Raw genomic sequence first — 17016 nt, 5'->3', positions numbered from 1 at the left:
CCCCACCCCCCTCGCCCTCCATACCCGCCGCCGGGCGGCGTTCCGGGGGAATCCGACGACGACCTCGCCTCCCTGCTCAGAGGGCGTCCGGACGGCGAGACCGCCCAGGCGGCCGCACTGTTGATGGCGCGGCACTGGCCGCCCGTCCACGAGTACGCCGTCATCTGTCTCGCCTCCCGGTCGGACGTCGCCTCCATGGTGACCGCGGCCACCTTCCACCAGGTCCTGGACCGGCTGGCCCTCGGTGAGCAGGCCACCGCACTGCGCCCGAGGCTCCTGGTGCGTGTGCGCGACACCGTTCGCGACTGGTCGGCCGAGGACCGAATATCCGGTGTTCTTCCGGACCTCGGGAAACCGGCCGGCGGCCGCGGTATGCGGGCGGCGAAGTCCATGACGCCCGAAAACCGGAAACTCGCCGAGCGTTCTTTCCAGGCCCTGCCCGGACTCGCCCGCTGTCTGCTCTGGCACACCGAGGTCGAGGCCGAGCCGATTGCGGTACCCGCCGGTCTGCTCGGCATGGATACCGACACCGCGTCGGCCGCTCTCGAACAGGCGCGGGAAAAATTCCGCGAAGGTTGTGTACATGCCCATCGGGAACTCGCGCCGACCAAGGATTGCCGGTTCTACAACCGTCTCCTGGACGTTCCGATTCGCCGGGGCGGAGCCCTGCTGCCGGATGTCCAGCAGCATCTGACCGAGTGCCGCTACTGCCGTTTCGCCGCCGAACAACTGAGCCATTTCGAGGGCGGCCTGGGTGTGCTGCTCGCCGAGGCGGTACTCGGCTGGGGCGCCCGCCGCTACCTGGAGTCCCGTTCCGGCCGTACCGACTCCGGCCCGCGCGGTCGCGGCGGCGCCCGGCACGGCGGCGGACGACGTGGCCTCCTGTCCCGTATCCCGTCCCCCGGCCGCCGCCCCCCGGAGGGACCGCGGCCCTCACGGGTACTGCTCACCGGAGTGGGCCTGGCCTCCGCCGGACTGATCGCCAGCGTGCTGGCCACGAACCTGTGGTCGGACGACGGCGGCGCCGACCCGACCGCTTCCACCAGCGCCTCGGGGGGCCGCGAGTCGGCCTCGGGCGGGGTGTCCTCCTCCCCGCCGGGCACTGCCCAACTCCCCTTGATCCCACGGCAGTCCAGGCTGCGGAACGTCGCAGCCGACCTCTGCCTCGACATCCGGGGCGAGGTGCGGAAGGGAGCCGGTACCGAACTGGAGACCTGTTCGGACGCGGAGAGCCAGAAGTGGACGTACGAGGACGACGGACTGCTGCGCAGCGCCGCCGCCCCCGACCTCTGCCTCGACTCGCACGTGGACGCCGGTGTGGTCATCCTCGGGACCTGCGCGGACGAGAAGAGCAAGCGCGAGGACGACGTGCGCTACGACATCACCGTGCAGGGCGAGCTGATCACCCGCTGGGACGAGCAGCTGGCCCTGACCTCCACCACCGGGACGGCGGACGCCGACATCGTCGTCAAGGTGCGTGACGGTTCCGACGGACAGCGCTGGGTGACCGACCCCGCGTCGCCGAGCACCGGTGCGCTCTCGGTCCCCGGCACCGGCACCCCGTCCGCCAAGGCGGTCGGAGGACCCGTCTAGTTCACGACATCAAGGTGCGGGTCGCCCGCCGGACGGCCGGCCACGTTCTGACCGGCGGCCAGGGCGATCCGCACCGGTGTCTCCCGCGTGACACCCCCGACGCGCGGCGACAACACCACACCCGGGGCCCGCGGCGACCGCAGGGCCGTGGTCGTCATACGGGGTCCTCGACCAGGTCGGCGGGGCCCACGGTGGTGGGGGAGGAGTGCCCGGACAAGGCGAGGGTGAGGTCCAGTTCGGCGAGCAGACAGCGGATCACGTGCTCGACACCGGGCTGTCCGTCCAGGCCCAGGCCGTAGACGTACGGCCGCCCGACGAACACCGCCCGCGCCCCGAGCGCGAGCGCCTTGAAGACGTCGTCGCCGGTGCGGATCCCACTGTCGAAGAGGACGGTCAGCCGGTCGCCGACCGCCTCGACGACCCGCGGCAGGGCGTCGGCCGCCGCCACGGAACCGGCCACCTGACGGCCGCCGTGGTTGGACACCACCACCCCGTCCATCCCGGCGTCCGCCGCCGCCCGTGCGTCGTCCGGGTGCAGGACGCCCTTGAGGACGATCGGCCCGTCCCAGTTCTCCCGCAGGAACGCCAGGTCGGGCCAGGTCTTGCCCGGGTCCGCGAACATGCCGACGAAGTGCAGCACGGCCGCGTTCGGATCCTCGGCCACCGGCTTGGCCAGGCCAGCCTGGAACGCCGGGTCGGAGAAGTAGTTGGCGGTGCCCACCCCGTGCAGGAACGGCAGATAGGCCTGGTCGAGGTCGCGCGGCCGCCACGCCAGCAGCGGGGTGTCCAGGGTGACGACGAGGGCGGTGAACCCGGCGGCCTTCGCCCGGTTCAGGAAGCTCAGGGCCACCTGGGGGTCCTTCGGCCAGTACAGCTGGAACCAGCGCTCTGCGTCCCCCATCGCCTCCGCGACCTGCTCCATCGGTGTGCTGGACGCCGAGGACAGGATGTACGGCACACCCTGCGCCGCGGCGGCCCGGGCGGCCGCGGACTCGGCACCCGGGTGCATGATCGACAGCACCCCGACCGGTGCCAGGGCCAGCGGGGCGGGCAGAGCGCGGCCCAGCACCTCGACCGACAGATCCCGTTCGTGCACGTCGCGCAGCATCCGCGGCACGATCCGACGGCGCTGAAGGGCCGCCCGGTTGGCCCGGGCGGTGCTCCCGTCACCGGCGCTGCCCGCCACGTATCCGACCGGGCCGGGGCCGAGACGCCGCTCGGTGAGCTCCTCGAGCCGGGTCAGATCGGTGGGCAGCCGCGGTACGGCGCCCGACATGCCGTTCAGATAGATCTCGTACTGGAAGTCCGCCCAGTGCTTCGCCATCCGTACGTCCCGCCTCTCGTCGCTGAGAACGCGTTGCGCTCCGACGATACTGGCGAGTAAACGCCGGTCAGAACCCCGGGGTCAGCCGCCGTTCGACGTCGCGACGGGCTCCGGTTCGCCGGACTCCGCGCCCGGCCCCGTGATGGGCGGCACCGGCACGTCGACGGTACGGGCCAGCCGCGCGCCCTCGGGCCCGTACACCGCCCGGGGCTCGGGGAACAGCCGCAGCAGCGACAGGAACAGCACCGCCGCCACGACCAGGGACAGCGGCAGGCCGATGTCGACTCCGTCGGCGAGGTCGCCCAGCGGTCCGACGAACTGGCCCGGGATGTTGGTGAACAGCACACCGATCACCGCCGACACCCACCAGGCGGTCATGCCCCGCCAGTTCCAGCCGTGCGCGAACCAGTAACGGCCGCCGCGCTGACGGCGGTTGAAGACCTGGAGGGCTTCGGGGTCGTACCAGCCGCGGCGGGTCCAGAAGCCCAGCATCATCACGACCATCCACGGCGTGGTGCAGGTGATGATCATCGTGGCGAACGTCGAGATCGACTGGACGAGGTTCAGGCCGAACCGGCCGATGAAGATGAACGCGATCGACAGGGCCCCGATGAACAGCGTCGCCTGCACGCGCGACAGCCGGGGGAACACCGACGAGAAGTCCAGACCGGTCCCGTACAGCGCCGTCGTGCCCGTCGACATGCCGCCGATCAGCGCGATCAGACAGACCGGCAGGAAGAACCAGCCCGGCGAGATCGCCAGCAGGCCGCCCACGAAGTCGGGGGCCGCGGGGTCGACGTAGTCCGGGGCCTCGGCCGCGATGATGCTGGCGGTCGACAGGCCGAAGAGGAACGGCAGCAGCGTGGCGATCTGCGACAGGAACGCGGCGCCGATCACCTTGCGGCGCGGGGTGCTCGCCGGGATGTAGCGCGACCAGTCGCCGAGGAACGCGCCGAACGACACCGGGTTCGACAGCACGATCAGCGCCGCGCCGATGAAGGACGGCCAGAACAGCGACTGCGTGGCCGCGTCCGCCGAGTCCGTGAAGACACCCGCGTACGACGGGTCGAAGTCGCCGGCGAAGGCGATCGCGCCGAGCAGGAACAGTACGCTCGCCGCGGCCACCGCGATCTTGTTGACGAACAGCATGAACCGGAAGCCGTACACGCACACCGCGAGAACCAGACAGGCGAACAGCGCGTACGCCACGACGTACGAGAGGTCGCCGCGCGGCAGGCCGAAGAGCCGGTGGGCGCCGCCGACCAGGGCGTCGCCGGAGCTCCACACCGAGATGGAGAAGAACGCGATCGCGGTCAGCAGGGAGAGGAAGGAGCCGATCACCCGGCCGTGCACACCGAGGTGCGCGGAGGAGGACACGGCGTTGTTGGTGCCGTTGACCGGGCCGAACACCGCCATCGGGCACAGGATCAGCGCACCCGCGACGACGCCGAGCAGCGTGGCCGCCAGCCCCTGCCAGAAGGAGAGGCCGAACAGGATCGGGAAGGCGCCCAGCACACAGGTGGAGAACGTGTTGGCGCCGCCGAAGGCGAGCCGGAACAGATCCAGCGGGGTCGCGGTGCGCTCGGCGTCGGGGATGCGGTCCACGCCATGGGTCTCGACCTCGGTCAGGGACGGCGCGGGGGAGGTGTCGGGCTGCGGGGACAAGGGGGCTCCAACGAGGGGACCGGCGGTGGAGCGCGTCGTGGCGCGAAAGATGCGGGGTGAGGGACGGCCGCTCGCCTTGGCGGGGGTGTGCGGCACGAGGGGATGCCGTCCTCTCGGGGGTCTGCCGACGGTACGGCCGGGGTCGAGAGCCACACCAGAAGACGGTTCATCCATCTTTCGTGTCGCGGCTGTACGGAACCTCCATCACTCGGTGTCCGAGGGCGCGTCCTCCGGTTCGGCGTCGGGGCCCTGGGCCCGTACCCGCTGGACGTGTTCGAGGGACTCCCGCAGCTCCGCGAGCCAGTCGTCGGTGTGCTTCTCGACCAGACGCACGCACCAGGCCAGCGCGTCGCTGCGGCTGCGGGCCACCCCGCCCGCGATGAGGGTGTCGAGGACCTGGCGCTCGGGCTGGCGCAGCCGGGTCATGACGGGCGCGGCGACATGGGTGAACAGGGCGCGCTCCCCGTCGCACTCCACACCCCAGGACACCTTCCTGCGGAACCGGTGCTCGGCCTCGACGGCCACCTCGATCCGGGTCTGCCGGGTGCGCTCCCGGAACTCCTGGACACGGCTCCGCACGGCGGCCTCCCGCTCGGTGGCCGAAACGCCCTCGGCGAGCCGGGGCGCGGGAATGCGGCCGATGACGGTGATCTCCTCGCGGTCGACCGTCAGTTCGGCCAGTTCCTCGAAGAGATCGTCGGGCAGGCGGCCGGCGAACCAGCCGCGCAGCTTCTCTCGCTGCTCTGTCGTAATCAATTACTCCACCGAGACATGAACACAAGGGGTGTGCGGAGGGTCAGCCGAGAGCTCAACCGGAATGTTTCAGGCCTATTGCGGAGGCGGGGGGAACCGGCCATTCGGTCGGTCGGGACGATCAAGAACCGCGTGGTTGCGGCGCAGACGCGTTCGAATTACGTGACTTCACGCCACTGATTCAACACGCAAGGTTACTGAAACACATGGGGTCGATGTGAGATTCGGCCGCGGACTCGGCAGACTCCCGCTCGCCGGTCCGGCACCGATCGCGCCGGGCCCGGTACCACCCCCGTATCAGCGGAAGGATGCACACAATGCGGAACACCGCGCGCTGGGCAGCGACCCTCGCTCTGACGGCCACCGCCGTCTGCGGCCCCCTCACCGGGACCGCTCTCGCCGCCCCCGCCTCGCTCTACGCCCCCTCGGCCCTGGTCCTCACCGTCGGCCACGGTGAGGACGCCGCCCTCGCCACCCCGGCCCGCGCGGTCACCCTGACCTGCGCCCCGACCTCCTCCGGCAGCCATCCCGCGGCGGCGCTCGCCTGTGCCGAACTGCGCGGTGCCGGCGGCGACTTCGACGCGCTGACGGGCCGGGGCGACGTGCTGTGCACCAAGGAGTACGACCCGGTGGTCGTCACCGTCGACGGTGTCTGGCAGGGCAGACGCGTCTCCTACGAGCGGACCTTCGCCAACGAGTGCGTGAAGAGCACCCACGGGACCAGCCTCTTCGCGTTCTAGGGACCGGGGTCGCGGAGTCCCCGCGCACCGACAGCGGTTCGTGGCTGGGGAGCGCGAGCCCTGACGCGGGGATCCCTCGCGATCTCGTACGGGGGTCGGCTGGGCGGAGTGGGGCCGCCCGGCCGGCCTTCGGGTCAGCCCTGTTGCTCAGGCAGGTCCGGCAGTGGCGGAAAACGGCCCAGCAGCCCCGAGGCACGCAGCAGTTGTCGTATGCGCGCGCTCCGCGAGACGATCCGCAGCCGCCCGCCGTGCTCCCGTGCCCGGGAGTCCGCCCGGCACAGGACCCGCAGGCCGGAACAGTCGAAGAAGTCGACCGGACGCAGGTCGACGAGGACGTCCGGCCGCTCGCCCTCGGTCGCGGCATGAAGATGTTCGGCCAGGAAGCCCGCGGTCGCCATGTCGATCTCGCCCGCGGCCTCGACCACCGTGAAGGGCGCGTGCCGGTAGGTGCGGGCATACGGGTTGGCAGCCGGGGGCCCGGATCCGTCGGTGCCCTCGGAACGTCCGGGGGCGCGATCGCCGGACTCCGGTGTCATGTCGGCTCCACCTCGGCAGGGGCGCACATTCGATCTCGGTAGCTACCCCGGCGAGGTGTGAGACATCCCTGAGGAGACCGGCGCAAGATCTAGTTCACTCAACATGGTGAATTCCGCCAGCGATTATTGACTTTTATTCGGTTTCTCTGCAAGACGGCGCCCTGTTCGAGGGCCGTCACGCATCGCGCCAGGGCGTGAGCCGAGGGAGCCAGCCAGGTACGGCACCGCGGTACCGCGCGTACTCCGCGCCGAACCGGTCGGCGAGCGCGGGCTCCTCGTACCACCGCGCGAACGCCCACATCAGCGCCCAGGCGCACACGCCGTACACGAACAGCACCGGCCGGGCGAGCAGCAGCCCCTGGCCGCCGATCGCGGCGACCACGGCGACGTACATCGGGTTGCGCACATGCCGGTACAGCCCGCCCACCACGAGGTGTTCGGTCGGCGCGACCGGCGCGGGGGTGCCGAGGCCCTCCCGTACGAACCGTACGAAGGCCGCCAGCAGGACGGCCGCGCCGGCGAGGAGCGGGACCAGGCCGAGCAGCCGCAGCGGCAGCCACCAGTCGCCCGCCTCCCACCGCGTCAGCCACCACGGCAGCAGCCCGGCCACCGTGCCGGGCGCGAGTGCGAAGAAGACCGTGCTGCCGAGTGCCGCCGCCGGTGTGCGCATACCGCCACCATGACAGCGAGGAGGGGCCGCCGTCTCCCTGCAGACGGTGGCCCCTCGGTTCAGGTGGCGGTCACATGTGGACGACGGGCGCGGCGTCGGCGTCCTGCTCCGGGACCCCGCGCCGGTAGAGCAGGAAGGCGATCAGCGCACCGGCGGCGAAGAAGCCCGCCGACCACCAGAAGGCGGTGGTGTAGCTCTCGATCGTGGCCTGCGCCTGGACCAGCTTGCTGGTCGCGTCCTTCCCGGACAGGTAGTCGGTCGCGGCGCTCGCGGCCAGCGTGTTCAGCAGCGCCGTACCGATCGAACCGCCCACCTGCTGCATGGCGTTGACCGTGGCGGAGGCGACACCCGCGTCCTCGGCCGCCACTCCGCCGGTGGCCAGCTGCATGGCCGCCGGCATGACCATGCCGAGACCGGCGCCGATGATGATCAGCTGGGGCAGCACGGCGGTCAGGTAGTCGGAGTCGGTGCCGATCCCGGTCAGCCAGGCCATGCCGACCACGGAGATCGCGAAGCCCAGCGGGACGACGGCCTTCGGGCCGATCCGCGGCACCAGGACGGTCGTGCCGAGCTGGGCCATCACCATCAGCGCGGCGACCATCGGCAGGAACGCCACACCGGTCTTGGTCGGGCTGAAGCCCAGGTTGAGCTGGAGGTAGTAGGTGAGGAAGAGGAAGACGCCGAACATGCCCGCGCCCGAGATCAGCACCGCGACGAAGGAGGCCGCGCGGTTGCGGTCGAGCAGGATGCGCAGCGGCAGCAGGGGGTGCGCGGCCCTGGTCTGCCACCAGGTGAAGGTGGCCAGCAGTACACCGCCGGCGATCAGGAAGCCCCAGGTCTCGGGCGAACTCCAGTCGTGCGTCTCGGCGTTGGAGAAGCCGTAGACCACGGAGAACAGGCCGGCGGCGACGAGGATCGTGCCGGGCACGTCCAGCTTGGAGCCGGCGGCGTCGCGGTGGTTGTGGAGCAGGAACCAGCCGCCGACGAAGGCGACCACGGCGATGACGACGTTGACGTAGAGGGTCCAGCGCCAGTCGAGGGCGTCGGTCAGGACGCCGCCGAGCAGCAGACCCACCGCGCCGCCCGCGCCGGCGATGGCGCCGTAGACGCTGAACGCCTTGGCGCGCTCCTTGGCGTCGGTGAACGTCGTGTTCAGAAGGGAGAGCGCGGCGGGCGCGAGCAGCGCGCCGAAGGCACCCTGGAGAGCACGGGCGGTGACCAGCATCTCGAAGTTGGTGGCGGCACCGCCGAGCGCGGAGACCGCGGCGAAGCCGACGACACCGATCAGGAAGGCGGGCTTGCGGCCGAAGAGGTCGGCGATCCGGCCGCCGAGCAGCAGGAGGGAGGCGAAGGCCAGCGCGTACGCGGTGACGATCCACTGCCGGTTGCCGTCGGAGAACCCGAGGTCGGCCTGGGCCGAGGGAAGGGCGATGTTCACGATGGTCGCGTCGAGGACCACCATCAGCTGGGCGAGGGCGATGACCGCGAGGATCCACCACCGCTTGGCGGAGGCCTCGGGCGACGCCTCGACCGCGCCCGCGGGGGCGCTCTCGGTCAGGGTCTTCTGGGACATGGCGGAACCACTCCAGGGAAGTCGTTCGGATTTTACCAACTCGTAAACGAAACTGTTTCGTACACATCGAGGCTAGAGCACTTTTAGCGAAACGGCAAAGTTTCGATGGGGAGAGGGGTTGAGTGTGAGCAGCGGCACATTCGAGGTCGACGGCGCAGGCCTGTACTACGAGGTGCGGGGGAGCGGTCCGGCGCTGCTCATGATCAGCGGCGCGGGCGGCGACGCGGGCTACTACACGGAGGTCGCGGCGGACCTCGCCGACGCGTTCACGGTGATCACCTACGACCGGCGCGGCAACTCGCGCAGCACCGGCCGCTCCGGCGGGCCGATGGATCTCGCGCGGCAGGCGTCCGACGCCCGCGCCCTCATCGACGGCCTGGCCGACGGTCGGGCGCTGGTGTTCGGCAACAGCGGGGGCGCGATCATCGGGCTGACTCTCGCCGCCCGGCACCCCGACTCCCTGGTGGGCCTGATCGCCCACGAACCGCCCGCCGTGAACGTCCTGCCCGACGACGACCCCGCCCGAGGCTTCTTCGCCGACCTGGCCGGCCGCTACGCCGAGGGTGGAGCGCCCGCGGCGGGGCGCCGGTTCGCGGAGACCGTGCGCGGCGAGGGGACGTATCGCTGGCCGGACGATCTGTGGCGGCGCTTCCTCGGCAACCAGGACCATCTCTTCGGCGCCGAATGGCAGGGCTTCGCCGGCTTCCGCCCCGACGAGGCCGCGCTGGCGGCGGCGCCGTTCCCGATCGTCCTGGCCGCCGGCGCGGAGGACCGCGGTACGTACTACGCCCGGCCGTCGGTCGAGATCGCCCGCCGGATCGGCGCGCCCTGGGTGGAGTTCCCCGGCATCCACATGGAGTTCCTGCGACACCCGGCCCGGTTCGCGACGGCGCTGCGGGCACTGGCGACCTGGGTACGTTCGGACAACCGCCCGCCCCAGCCACGTATGCCTTGACCGGCGTACGACCGCAGAGGCATACGGGGGTCCGGCCCGGGTCCGGCAGAACGCGCAGCGCCGCGTCCACGCCCTCGACTCGGCCCTCTCACGCCAGCTGTCGGCGTACCAGCTCGTGCAGCCGCCCTCCCGTGTCCGCGAGCAACTGCGCGGGCGGGCCCTGCTGGGCCACCTTGCCGTCCTCCATGACGATCACACGGTCGGCGTCCAGGACTGTGGAGAGGCGGTGCGCGATGACGATGCGGGTGGCGTTGAGGGCCTTGGTGGACTCGATCACCCTGCGCTGTGTCTCGTTGTCGAGGGCGCTGGTCGCCTCGTCGAAGAACAGGATGCGCGGCCGGCGGATCAACGCCTGCGCGATCATGAGCCGTTGGCGCTGGCCGCCGGAGACCGCACCGCTGCCGGAGACGATCGTGTGCAGTCCCATCGGCATCCGCTTGATGTCCTCCGAGAGCCCCGCCATCTCGGCCGCCGCCATGACCTCCTCCGGCGTGAACGGCTCGGTCCCGCAGATGACGTCCATGATCGAGCCGTTGAACGGCTGGGCGTGCTGGAGCACCACCCCGCACTGCCGGCGCACCGCCGACTGGTCGAGCGCCGCCAGGTCCTGACCGTCGTACAGCACACTGCCCGAGACCGGCGGATCGAAGCCGATCAACAGCCTGAGCAGCGTCGACTTGCCGCAGCCGCTGGGGCCGACGACCGCCACGAACTCGCCCGGGCGCACCTCGAACGACACGTCGTCCAGGACGAGGGGGCCGTCGTCGGAGTAGCGGAAGGACAGCCGGCGCGCCTCGATCCCGCCGGACAGCGGACCGGGGCGGGTGTTGGCCGTGCGTACCTCGGGGGCCGCGTCGAGGACGGGCTTGATCTCCTCGAACAGCGGCAGCGCGCCCACCGCCGAGACGAAGGCGCCGGTCAGCTGGGTGACGGAGGTCAGCACCATCGTCACCGAGGTGTTGAAGGTGAGGAACGCCGCCGCCGACATCGACCCGCGCGCCGGCCCCGCGAGCAGCATGAACATCAGCAGGGTGCAGACCGGCAGATAGACGGCGCCCATCACCGTGGTGAGGTTCTTGATCCGCCCCACCTTCTGCTGGAGCTCCCGGCTGCGCGCGAACTGCGAGGCCCAGGCCGCGTACGCGTAGTTCTCGGCGGCCGCGACCCGCAGCTTGGGCAGCCCGCGCAGGGTCTGGAAGGCCTGGTTGTTCAGCTTGTTGCCGAGCACCACCAGACGCCGCTGCCAGCGCACCTGCCACAGCCCGAGCCCCAGGAACATCCCGGCGATGACCACGAGCATGCCGATCGCCGCCATCGCCATCGAGGCGCTGTACCAGAACAGCAGCCCCAGGTTCATCGCGCCCACGGTCACCGACTGGGCGACGACCGGCCCGACTCCGGCCAGCAGCCGGCGGATCGAACTGATGCCCATCGCCGCGCTCGCCAGCTCACCGGTGGACCGCTCGGTGAAGAACTTCGTCGGCAACCGGAGCAGCCGGTCCCAGACCGCCGGCTGGAGGGTCGCCTCGATACGGCCCTCTAGGCGCAGGATGGTCAGGTTCTGGAGCAGCATGAACGCGGCGGCGACGAAACTGCTGATCATCACCGCGAGACAGACCTGCACGATCAGATGCGTCTGCGCCTTCGGCACGAACTCACCGAGGATCCTGCCGGTCGCGATCGGTACGATCGCCCCGATCGCGACCGTGACGAGCCCGCTGAGCAGGAGATTCGTCAGGTCCCCGCCCATGCCCTGCATGCTGAACCGCAGCAGCCCGAGCGGACTGAGCCGCCGCTCGGGCAGCGGCCGGTAGAACATGACGGCACGCGGCTCGAACTCCTCCGCGTTGGCCTTCTCGATCGGGGTCTCACGGCCCGTCGCCGGATGTACCGCCACATAGCCGCCGCGCCGCCACAGCAGCGCGACCGGAGCACCGGACAGCGCACGGTGCCCCACCAGCGGACCGACGTCGTCCCGCCACCAGGTGCCGTCCAGACGGACGGCCCGGGCCCGGATGCGGGAGGCGAGCGCGATCTGCTCGACCGGGTCGAGACGATCGCTTCCGGTGCCGCTCTGCGCCGGGTCGGCGAGCGTGATCCCGGCGGCCCGGGCGACCAGCCTGCACGCCGCGTAGGAGGCGTCCGCGTCGGCGGCCGTGGTGCGCCGGTCCGAGGACTTGCCGATCGACGCGAGCAGGGTCCGGTCGGCCTGGGCGCGGACCGCCTCACCCGCCTTGATGCCCTCCGCCGTACGGGTCTCGTGGGTGCGTTCCAGCTGCTCGATCCAGCGGTCCAGCGTGGTCAGCAGCCGGTACTGCTGATCGACCATGCTCTGCCACATCGCCGGGTCCATCAGCAGGTCGGCGGCCGCCTCCGCGCCGTACAGCGATCCGTACTGCACGCTGCCCGGCGGCACCTGCATCCAGAACACGTCGTCGTCCGTCACCTCGGCGGCCCGCTCGTTCGCCATCGGCGCCTGGAAGAGGATCGAGAGGCTGCGGCCGACGCCGAGGGCGAGGGCGTACTCCAGCGGGCTCGAAGTCGGCGGTACGTACTGGGGGTTGCCGTACTCGTCGTAGGACCAGGTCTGAGTGTTCGCGGGCTGGTACAGCTCGCGCAGACCGATGCGGTGGACCACACAGTCCCTGAGCGGGCGGGCGACCAAGGTGTGCTGCGGTCCTGGACCGGGCCCCAGGATCAGGGAGCCCGCCTCCAGCCGGCCCAAGTGGTGCCAGTGGCCCTGCTGTTCGGCGTCCACCGCGAACAGGTCCACGGCTCCCGACGCGACCAGCCACAGCACCTGCGGGCCTTCGAGATCGAGGCGGTTGAACCCGGAGCAGTCGACGGGGGTACCCATGGCGCCGAGCGCCGTGAGGACGACGTCCCCTTCGTGTGCGGTGGTCATCTCAACGCTCCCTGACCAGAGCCGCGTACGCACCGCCGTGCGCCACCAGCTCCTCGTGCCGCCCGCGTTCCACGATCGTGCCGTGCTGGAGGACGACGATCTCGTCGCTGTCGCGCACGGTGCTGAGCCGGTGTGCGATCACCACACACGCACAGCCGTGCCTGCGGAGGTTGTCCATCACGATCTGCTCGGTCTCCGCGTCCAGGGCGCTCGTCACCTCGTCCAGCACGAGGATGCTGGGGCGGCGGACCAACGCCCTGGCGATCTCCAGGCGTTGGCGCTGACCGCCGGAGAAGTTGCGGCCGTCCTGCTCGACCCGGCTCCGGATGCCGCCGGGGCGGCGCATCACCACGTCGTACAGCGCCGCGTCCCGCAGTGCGTCCACCACCGCCTCGTCCGGGATCGAGGGGTCCCACAGCGCCACGTTGTCGCGGACCGAGCCCTCGAAGAGGAAGACGTCCTGGTCGACGAAGGAGACGGAGGAGGCGAGCGCCCCGCGCGGGATGTCCTCCAGCCGCTGTCCGTCGATACGGATGACACCCTCCCAGGCCGTGTACAGGCCCGAGATCAGCCGGGAGACCGTGGACTTGCCGCTGCCCGACCCGCCGACCAGGGCCACCTGCTGACCGGGGCCGACGGTGAGGTCGAAGCCGGTCAACAGGGGCTTGTCCAGGGGGTTGTAGCCGAAGGTGATGTTCTCCAGCTCGACGTGGCCGTGCAGACGGCGCGTGGAGTCGCCGGCTCCGGGGCGGCCGTAGAGCGGGTCCGCCTGGAAGTTCTCCACGTCCTTGAGACGGGCCACGTCCGCCGCGAAGTCCTGGATGCGCCCGGCGACTCCGTTGAGGCGGGTGATCGGGGCGGTGAAGCGGGTGACCAGGGCCTGGAACGCCACCAGCAGACCGACCGAGATACCGCCCTCCACCGCGCGCATACCGCCGATCCACAGGATCAGCGCACTGTTCAGCGAGGCCAGCGTCGGGGCGACGACGCCCAGCCAGGCGCTCGGCACACCGAGCCGCTGCTGCTCCTCCAGCGTGGTGGCGTGCTGCCCGGCCCACTTGCGGAAGTAGCCGTCCTCGCCGCCGGTCGCCTTCATCGTCTCGATCAACTGGAGGCCCGTGTAGGCGGTGTTGGTGAGCCGGGCGCTGTCCGCGCGGAGTTTCGCCGTACGGGTGGCGCGCAGCCGGATGACGACCCGCATGGCGACGATGTTGAACAGGGCGACACCGATACCGACGAACGTGAGCTGCGGATCGTAGGTGTACAGCAGCACGGCGTAGAGCACGACGACCACCGCGTCCACGCCCGCCGCCGCGAGGTCGCGGGCCAGGGTCTCGGCCACGGCGTCGTTGGACTGGAGTCGCTGCACCAGGTCGGCCGGGCTGCGCTGGGAGAAGAACGTCACCGGCAGCCGCAGCAGATGGCGCAGGAAGCGGGCGCTGGAGAGCGTGGAGGAGATGATGCGGCCGTGCAGCAGGTTCGCCTGTTGCAGCCAGGTGAGGACCAGGGTGAGCAGGACACACGTCCCCATCGACGCGAACAGCACGCCGAGCAGGGAGGTCTGCCCGCCGATCAGGAACATGTCGATATAGGTACGGCTCAGCGCGGGTACCGCGGCGCCGACCAGCACGAGGAGCAGGCTCGCCAGCACCGCGGCGGGCATCGTGCCCGCGGTGCCGCGCAGCCGGGCCGGCATCGCGCCGAGCACACCCGGCTTGCGCCCGCCCCTGGTGAAGCCGTCGCCCGGCTCCATCACCAGGACGACACCGGTGAAGCTGGAGTCGAAGTCCTCCATGGGCACGAACCGGCGGCCCTTGCCGGGGTCGTTGATGTACACCCCGCGGCGGCCGAAGCGGCGGCCCATGCCGTCGTAGACGACGTAGTGGTTGAACTCCCAGAACAGCACGGCCGGCGTCCTCACCCCGGCGAGGGCTGCCGTGTCCATCTGCATGCCCTTGGCGGTCAGACCGTAACTGCGCGCCGCCTTGAGGAGGTTGCTGGCGCGGGAGCCGTCGCGCGAGACACCGCACGCGATGCGCAGCTCCTCCAGCGGGACGTGCTTGCCGAAGTGGCCCAGCACCATCGCCAGCGAGGCGGCACCGCACTCCACGGCCTCCATCTGGAGGACGGTGGGCGTACGGACGGTCTTCGCCCTCCCCTTGGGGACGGGGCGCTTGGGCGGGGTGGCGCGGCGTCTGCTGCGGGTGTCCTGTGCGGTGCTCACGGCAGCAGCCAATCGACGGGGCGCTGGTCGGCCAGCCGGATCGAACCCGTGGCCACGGTCATGGAGGTGAGGGTGAAGGGCGGCCCGTCCTTGGAGGACCACGTGTAGCCGCTCTTCGTGCCGGACGAGGTGTCCAGCTTCACCAGGACGGCCACCGGCCTGCCGTCCTTGGTGAACTGCTCGCCGAGCTGGCTGTCCCCGAGGAACGCGGAGATCTGCTGCGCCGACTGCGCCGAGCGGTCCACCGACTTCACATGGCCGCGCAGCACGCCGTACTCCTGGGTGGGCACCGAGGAGACGGTGAGGTCCACGGCGGCGTGCGCGGGGATGGACGCCGCGTTCTCGGCGGGCACGTACACCGTGGCGTACAGGGGGTCCTCGGTGTGCGCGACCTTCTCCACGGCGGCGACGTTCGCCCCGGTCTGGATGATCTGCCCGATGGTCGCGGCCAGCGCGGTGATCCGCCCCGCGGCTACCGAGCGGACGACGCTGTCGCCGTCGGACGTACGGACCTTCAGCACCGGGGAACCGGCGGGCAACCGCTCGCCCTGCTCGGCGAGGACCGCGGTGACCTGGCCCGCGACGGGGCTCTGGAGGATGTAACTGCCCTGACCGTGGGTGAGGATCGCGGACGCGCTCACGGTGGAGGCGACCGAACCGGTCACCGCCCACACCGACGCGGCGGCCATGACGACCACCGTCACGGAGAGCGCGAGCCAGCCCTGGGGGCGGGCGAACCGCACCGGGAGGTCGAGTTCCTCCGGCGACTGGAGCTTGGCGAGGGCCTGTTGGCGGAACTGCACGGAACTTCCCTCACCTGAAAACGACAGTGGACCGGCCCCTGGGAGCCGGTTGCTTCATGGCATCCGTGAGTCCCGGAGCCGGGAAACGGCTCCGGGACTCACGGCACAAGGTGCGATCAGAGACCGGCGACCAGGTTCGTGACCGGGGCCACGGAGAGACCGGTGACACCCTCGACGGTGCCGACAGCCGTGCCGACCAGGCCGGAAACCGGGGCGATGCCGTCCACCAGGCCGGTGACGGTGCCCAGGGCGTTCAGCTGCAGGCCGCCGGAGACGTTGTCGAGCTCGGCGTCGGAGATCTCGACGGTCTCAACCTGGGGGGTGGAGTTCATGATGGAACTTCCCTTCATATGGATATTCACAAGGGGGAGCGGTGACCCCTCTGGGGACGGCCGCGACCGCAGGCGCCCAGCGCCCGTTTCCGAAGCCCTGTGCGGCTCCTGCGGTGCGATGGATCAAAGCACGCGGCAGCCGTGCCCTTCCAATCAACCAACGGCCTCACCAGGCAACTTGAGCCCCACAAGCACCGAACGGTGCAGGAGTGCGCACGGCTCGCTGGCGACTTCTTCACACCCGGCACGTGTTCCGTTCATACGCGCTCTTGCGGCCCGGGAAACGAATGCGACACTCCCGCCCCAATGACGTACGAGGCCTCGCCGGATTGTGCAGAACCACCGCACCCGGTGACTTCGTTGAGTATTGGATGTGCAGATTCCCTGAAGCCGGGATTCGGGACGGAATCCGGGACCGACGGTCGCCGACCGGTTGCGGACCGTGTCAGCCCAGCAGTGCGTACACCGTGCTCGCCCGGGCCGCGAGTTCGCCCGACTCCGCGTCGGTCATCGTGATGTCGGCGAACGCCATGCGCCGGCCCAGCTTGGTGACGACCGCTTCGATCAGGACATCCGAACCGGCCACCGCACGCTGGAACGACGTCGACTGCTGCACTGTCGTCATCGGTCCGTAGGCACCGCGCGCCCCCGAGACCGCGATGACGGTGGCGGTGTCGGCGGCGGCCATCAGGGCCTGTCCCGACAGTGCCCCGCCCTCCCGTGACAGGCGGTCCGACCAGGGCAGACGCAGGGTGGCGCGGTGGTCTCCCAGGGCCTCGACCGACAGGCCCAGCTCAAGGACCCAAGGGGCGAAGTTGTCGGAGAGGATCTTGTCGGCTTCGGCGGTGGTCATCGTCATATGGGGGATTGTTCCCGCTGTCGGCCCGCCGGACGCGGACCCTGGCCGATTCCCGGTTGCGTAAAGAGATTGCCTGCAAACGGA

15 protein-coding genes are annotated in these 17016 nt (G+C 70.7%); 3 read left to right on the top strand and 12 right to left on the bottom strand.

The features are described 5' to 3' along the window. Window positions 1-1593: RICIN domain-containing protein (locus HLK59_RS07245; RefSeq protein ID WP_240982258.1), on the top strand; the 1593-nt coding region annotated here is incomplete at its 5' end. Here HLK59_RS07245 and HLK59_RS07240 read toward each other — a convergent pair. The 4 genes from HLK59_RS07240 to HLK59_RS07225 all read right to left on the bottom strand — a co-directional run bounded on the left by HLK59_RS07240 (window position 1590) and on the right by HLK59_RS07225 (window position 5338). Next, window positions 1590-1751: a hypothetical protein gene (locus tag HLK59_RS07240; protein WP_171140415.1), complete on the bottom strand. Its 162-nt coding sequence runs from the start codon at window positions 1749-1751 to the stop codon at window positions 1590-1592. The two genes, HLK59_RS07245 and HLK59_RS07240, sit on opposite strands and share 4 nt — an antisense overlap. Beyond that, the gene (locus HLK59_RS07235) at window positions 1748-2917 is read right to left on the bottom strand and encodes a lactate 2-monooxygenase (RefSeq protein ID WP_171140414.1); all 1170 of its coding nucleotides are present in this window, start codon (window positions 2915-2917) and stop codon (window positions 1748-1750) included. The genes HLK59_RS07240 and HLK59_RS07235 overlap by 4 nt, the downstream gene beginning before the upstream one ends. Window positions 2918-2998: 81 nt before the next feature. Then, a complete protein-coding gene (locus tag HLK59_RS07230; protein ID WP_171140413.1) occupies window positions 2999-4582 on the bottom strand; it encodes a cytosine permease in 1584 nt (527 codons plus the stop codon). A 204-nt stretch (window positions 4583-4786) separates the two neighbouring features. Next, window positions 4787-5338 (bottom strand): hypothetical protein, encoded by a 552-nt coding sequence (locus tag HLK59_RS07225; protein ID WP_171140412.1) that lies wholly within the window; start codon window positions 5336-5338, stop codon window positions 4787-4789. A 314-nt stretch (window positions 5339-5652) separates the two neighbouring features. Between HLK59_RS07225 and HLK59_RS07220 the strand changes: the two genes are divergently transcribed. Next, window positions 5653-6075: a protease inhibitor gene (locus tag HLK59_RS07220; RefSeq protein WP_171140411.1), complete on the top strand. Its 423-nt coding sequence runs from the start codon at window positions 5653-5655 to the stop codon at window positions 6073-6075. Window positions 6076-6209: 134 nt separating this feature from the next. Here the strand turns inward: HLK59_RS07220 and HLK59_RS07215 are convergent, their stop codons facing one another. The 3 genes from HLK59_RS07215 to HLK59_RS07205 form a co-directional block, all read right to left on the bottom strand. After that, window positions 6210-6611, bottom strand: a complete 402-nt coding sequence (locus HLK59_RS07215; RefSeq protein WP_171140410.1) for an STAS domain-containing protein — start codon at window positions 6609-6611, stop codon at window positions 6210-6212. A 175-nt stretch (window positions 6612-6786) separates the two neighbouring features. Further along, a complete protein-coding gene (locus HLK59_RS07210; RefSeq protein ID WP_171140409.1) occupies window positions 6787-7281 on the bottom strand; it encodes an isoprenylcysteine carboxylmethyltransferase family protein in 495 nt (164 codons plus the stop codon). Window positions 7282-7351: 70 nt separating this feature from the next. Continuing rightward, complete coding sequence (locus HLK59_RS07205; protein ID WP_171140408.1) at window positions 7352-8854, bottom strand: MFS transporter; 1503 nt, start codon at window positions 8852-8854, stop codon at window positions 7352-7354. 124 nt (window positions 8855-8978) lie between these two features. Here HLK59_RS07205 and HLK59_RS07200 point away from each other — a divergent pair, with 124 nt between their 5' ends. Continuing rightward, window positions 8979-9809, top strand: coding sequence for an alpha/beta fold hydrolase (locus HLK59_RS07200; RefSeq protein ID WP_171140407.1), 831 nt, complete (start codon window positions 8979-8981; stop codon window positions 9807-9809). Window positions 9810-9897: 88 nt separating this feature from the next. Here the strand turns inward: HLK59_RS07200 and HLK59_RS07195 are convergent, their stop codons facing one another. The 5 genes from HLK59_RS07195 to HLK59_RS07175 all read right to left on the bottom strand — a co-directional run bounded on the left by HLK59_RS07195 (window position 9898) and on the right by HLK59_RS07175 (window position 16932). Continuing rightward, window positions 9898-12714, bottom strand: coding sequence for an NHLP bacteriocin export ABC transporter permease/ATPase subunit (locus HLK59_RS07195; RefSeq protein WP_171140406.1), 2817 nt, complete (start codon window positions 12712-12714; stop codon window positions 9898-9900). A 1-nt stretch (window position 12715) separates the two neighbouring features. Further along, window positions 12716-14938: an NHLP family bacteriocin export ABC transporter peptidase/permease/ATPase subunit gene (locus HLK59_RS07190; RefSeq protein WP_171140405.1), complete on the bottom strand. Its 2223-nt coding sequence runs from the start codon at window positions 14936-14938 to the stop codon at window positions 12716-12718. Continuing rightward, the gene (locus HLK59_RS07185) at window positions 14935-15741 is read right to left on the bottom strand and encodes an HlyD family efflux transporter periplasmic adaptor subunit (RefSeq protein WP_171140404.1); all 807 of its coding nucleotides are present in this window, start codon (window positions 15739-15741) and stop codon (window positions 14935-14937) included. Before HLK59_RS07185 ends, HLK59_RS07190 begins: the two co-directional genes overlap by 4 nt. A 116-nt stretch (window positions 15742-15857) precedes the next feature. Beyond that, a complete protein-coding gene (locus HLK59_RS07180; RefSeq protein ID WP_171140403.1) occupies window positions 15858-16073 on the bottom strand; it encodes a type A2 lantipeptide in 216 nt (71 codons plus the stop codon). 445 nt (window positions 16074-16518) lie between these two features. Next, window positions 16519-16932, bottom strand: coding sequence for a PaaI family thioesterase (locus HLK59_RS07175; protein WP_171140402.1), 414 nt, complete (start codon window positions 16930-16932; stop codon window positions 16519-16521). Between the last annotated feature and the right edge of the window lie 84 nt (window positions 16933-17016).

Origin of the sequence: Streptomyces sp. S3(2020), from assembly GCF_013044505.1 — a bacterium.
Taxonomy (GTDB): domain Bacteria; phylum Actinomycetota; class Actinomycetes; order Streptomycetales; family Streptomycetaceae; genus Streptomyces.
The sequence above is the reverse complement of the archived record's forward strand: the minus strand, read 5'-3'. Positions and strand labels throughout refer to the sequence as shown.

What these genes read in the sequence shown, in the direction of transcription:
- HLK59_RS07235 (WP_171140414.1), bottom strand. Translation starts at nt 2,917, where the DNA reads ATGGCGAAGCACTGGGCGGACTTCCAGTACGAGATCTATCTGAACGGC.
- HLK59_RS07220 (WP_171140411.1), top strand. Translation starts at nt 5,653, where the DNA reads ATGCGGAACACCGCGCGCTGGGCAGCGACCCTCGCTCTGACGGCCACC.
- HLK59_RS07215 (WP_171140410.1), bottom strand. Translation starts at nt 6,611, where the DNA reads ATGACACCGGAGTCCGGCGATCGCGCCCCCGGACGTTCCGAGGGCACC.
- HLK59_RS07210 (WP_171140409.1), bottom strand. Translation starts at nt 7,281, where the DNA reads ATGCGCACACCGGCGGCGGCACTCGGCAGCACGGTCTTCTTCGCACTC.
- HLK59_RS07205 (WP_171140408.1), bottom strand. Translation starts at nt 8,854, where the DNA reads ATGTCCCAGAAGACCCTGACCGAGAGCGCCCCCGCGGGCGCGGTCGAG.
- HLK59_RS07180 (WP_171140403.1), bottom strand. Translation starts at nt 16,073, where the DNA reads ATGAACTCCACCCCCCAGGTTGAGACCGTCGAGATCTCCGACGCCGAG.
- HLK59_RS07175 (WP_171140402.1), bottom strand. Translation starts at nt 16,932, where the DNA reads ATGACGATGACCACCGCCGAAGCCGACAAGATCCTCTCCGACAACTTC.
- HLK59_RS07240 (WP_171140415.1), bottom strand. Translation starts at nt 1,751, where the DNA reads ATGACGACCACGGCCCTGCGGTCGCCGCGGGCCCCGGGTGTGGTGTTG.
- HLK59_RS07195 (WP_171140406.1), bottom strand. Translation starts at nt 12,714, where the DNA reads ATGACCACCGCACACGAAGGGGACGTCGTCCTCACGGCGCTCGGCGCC.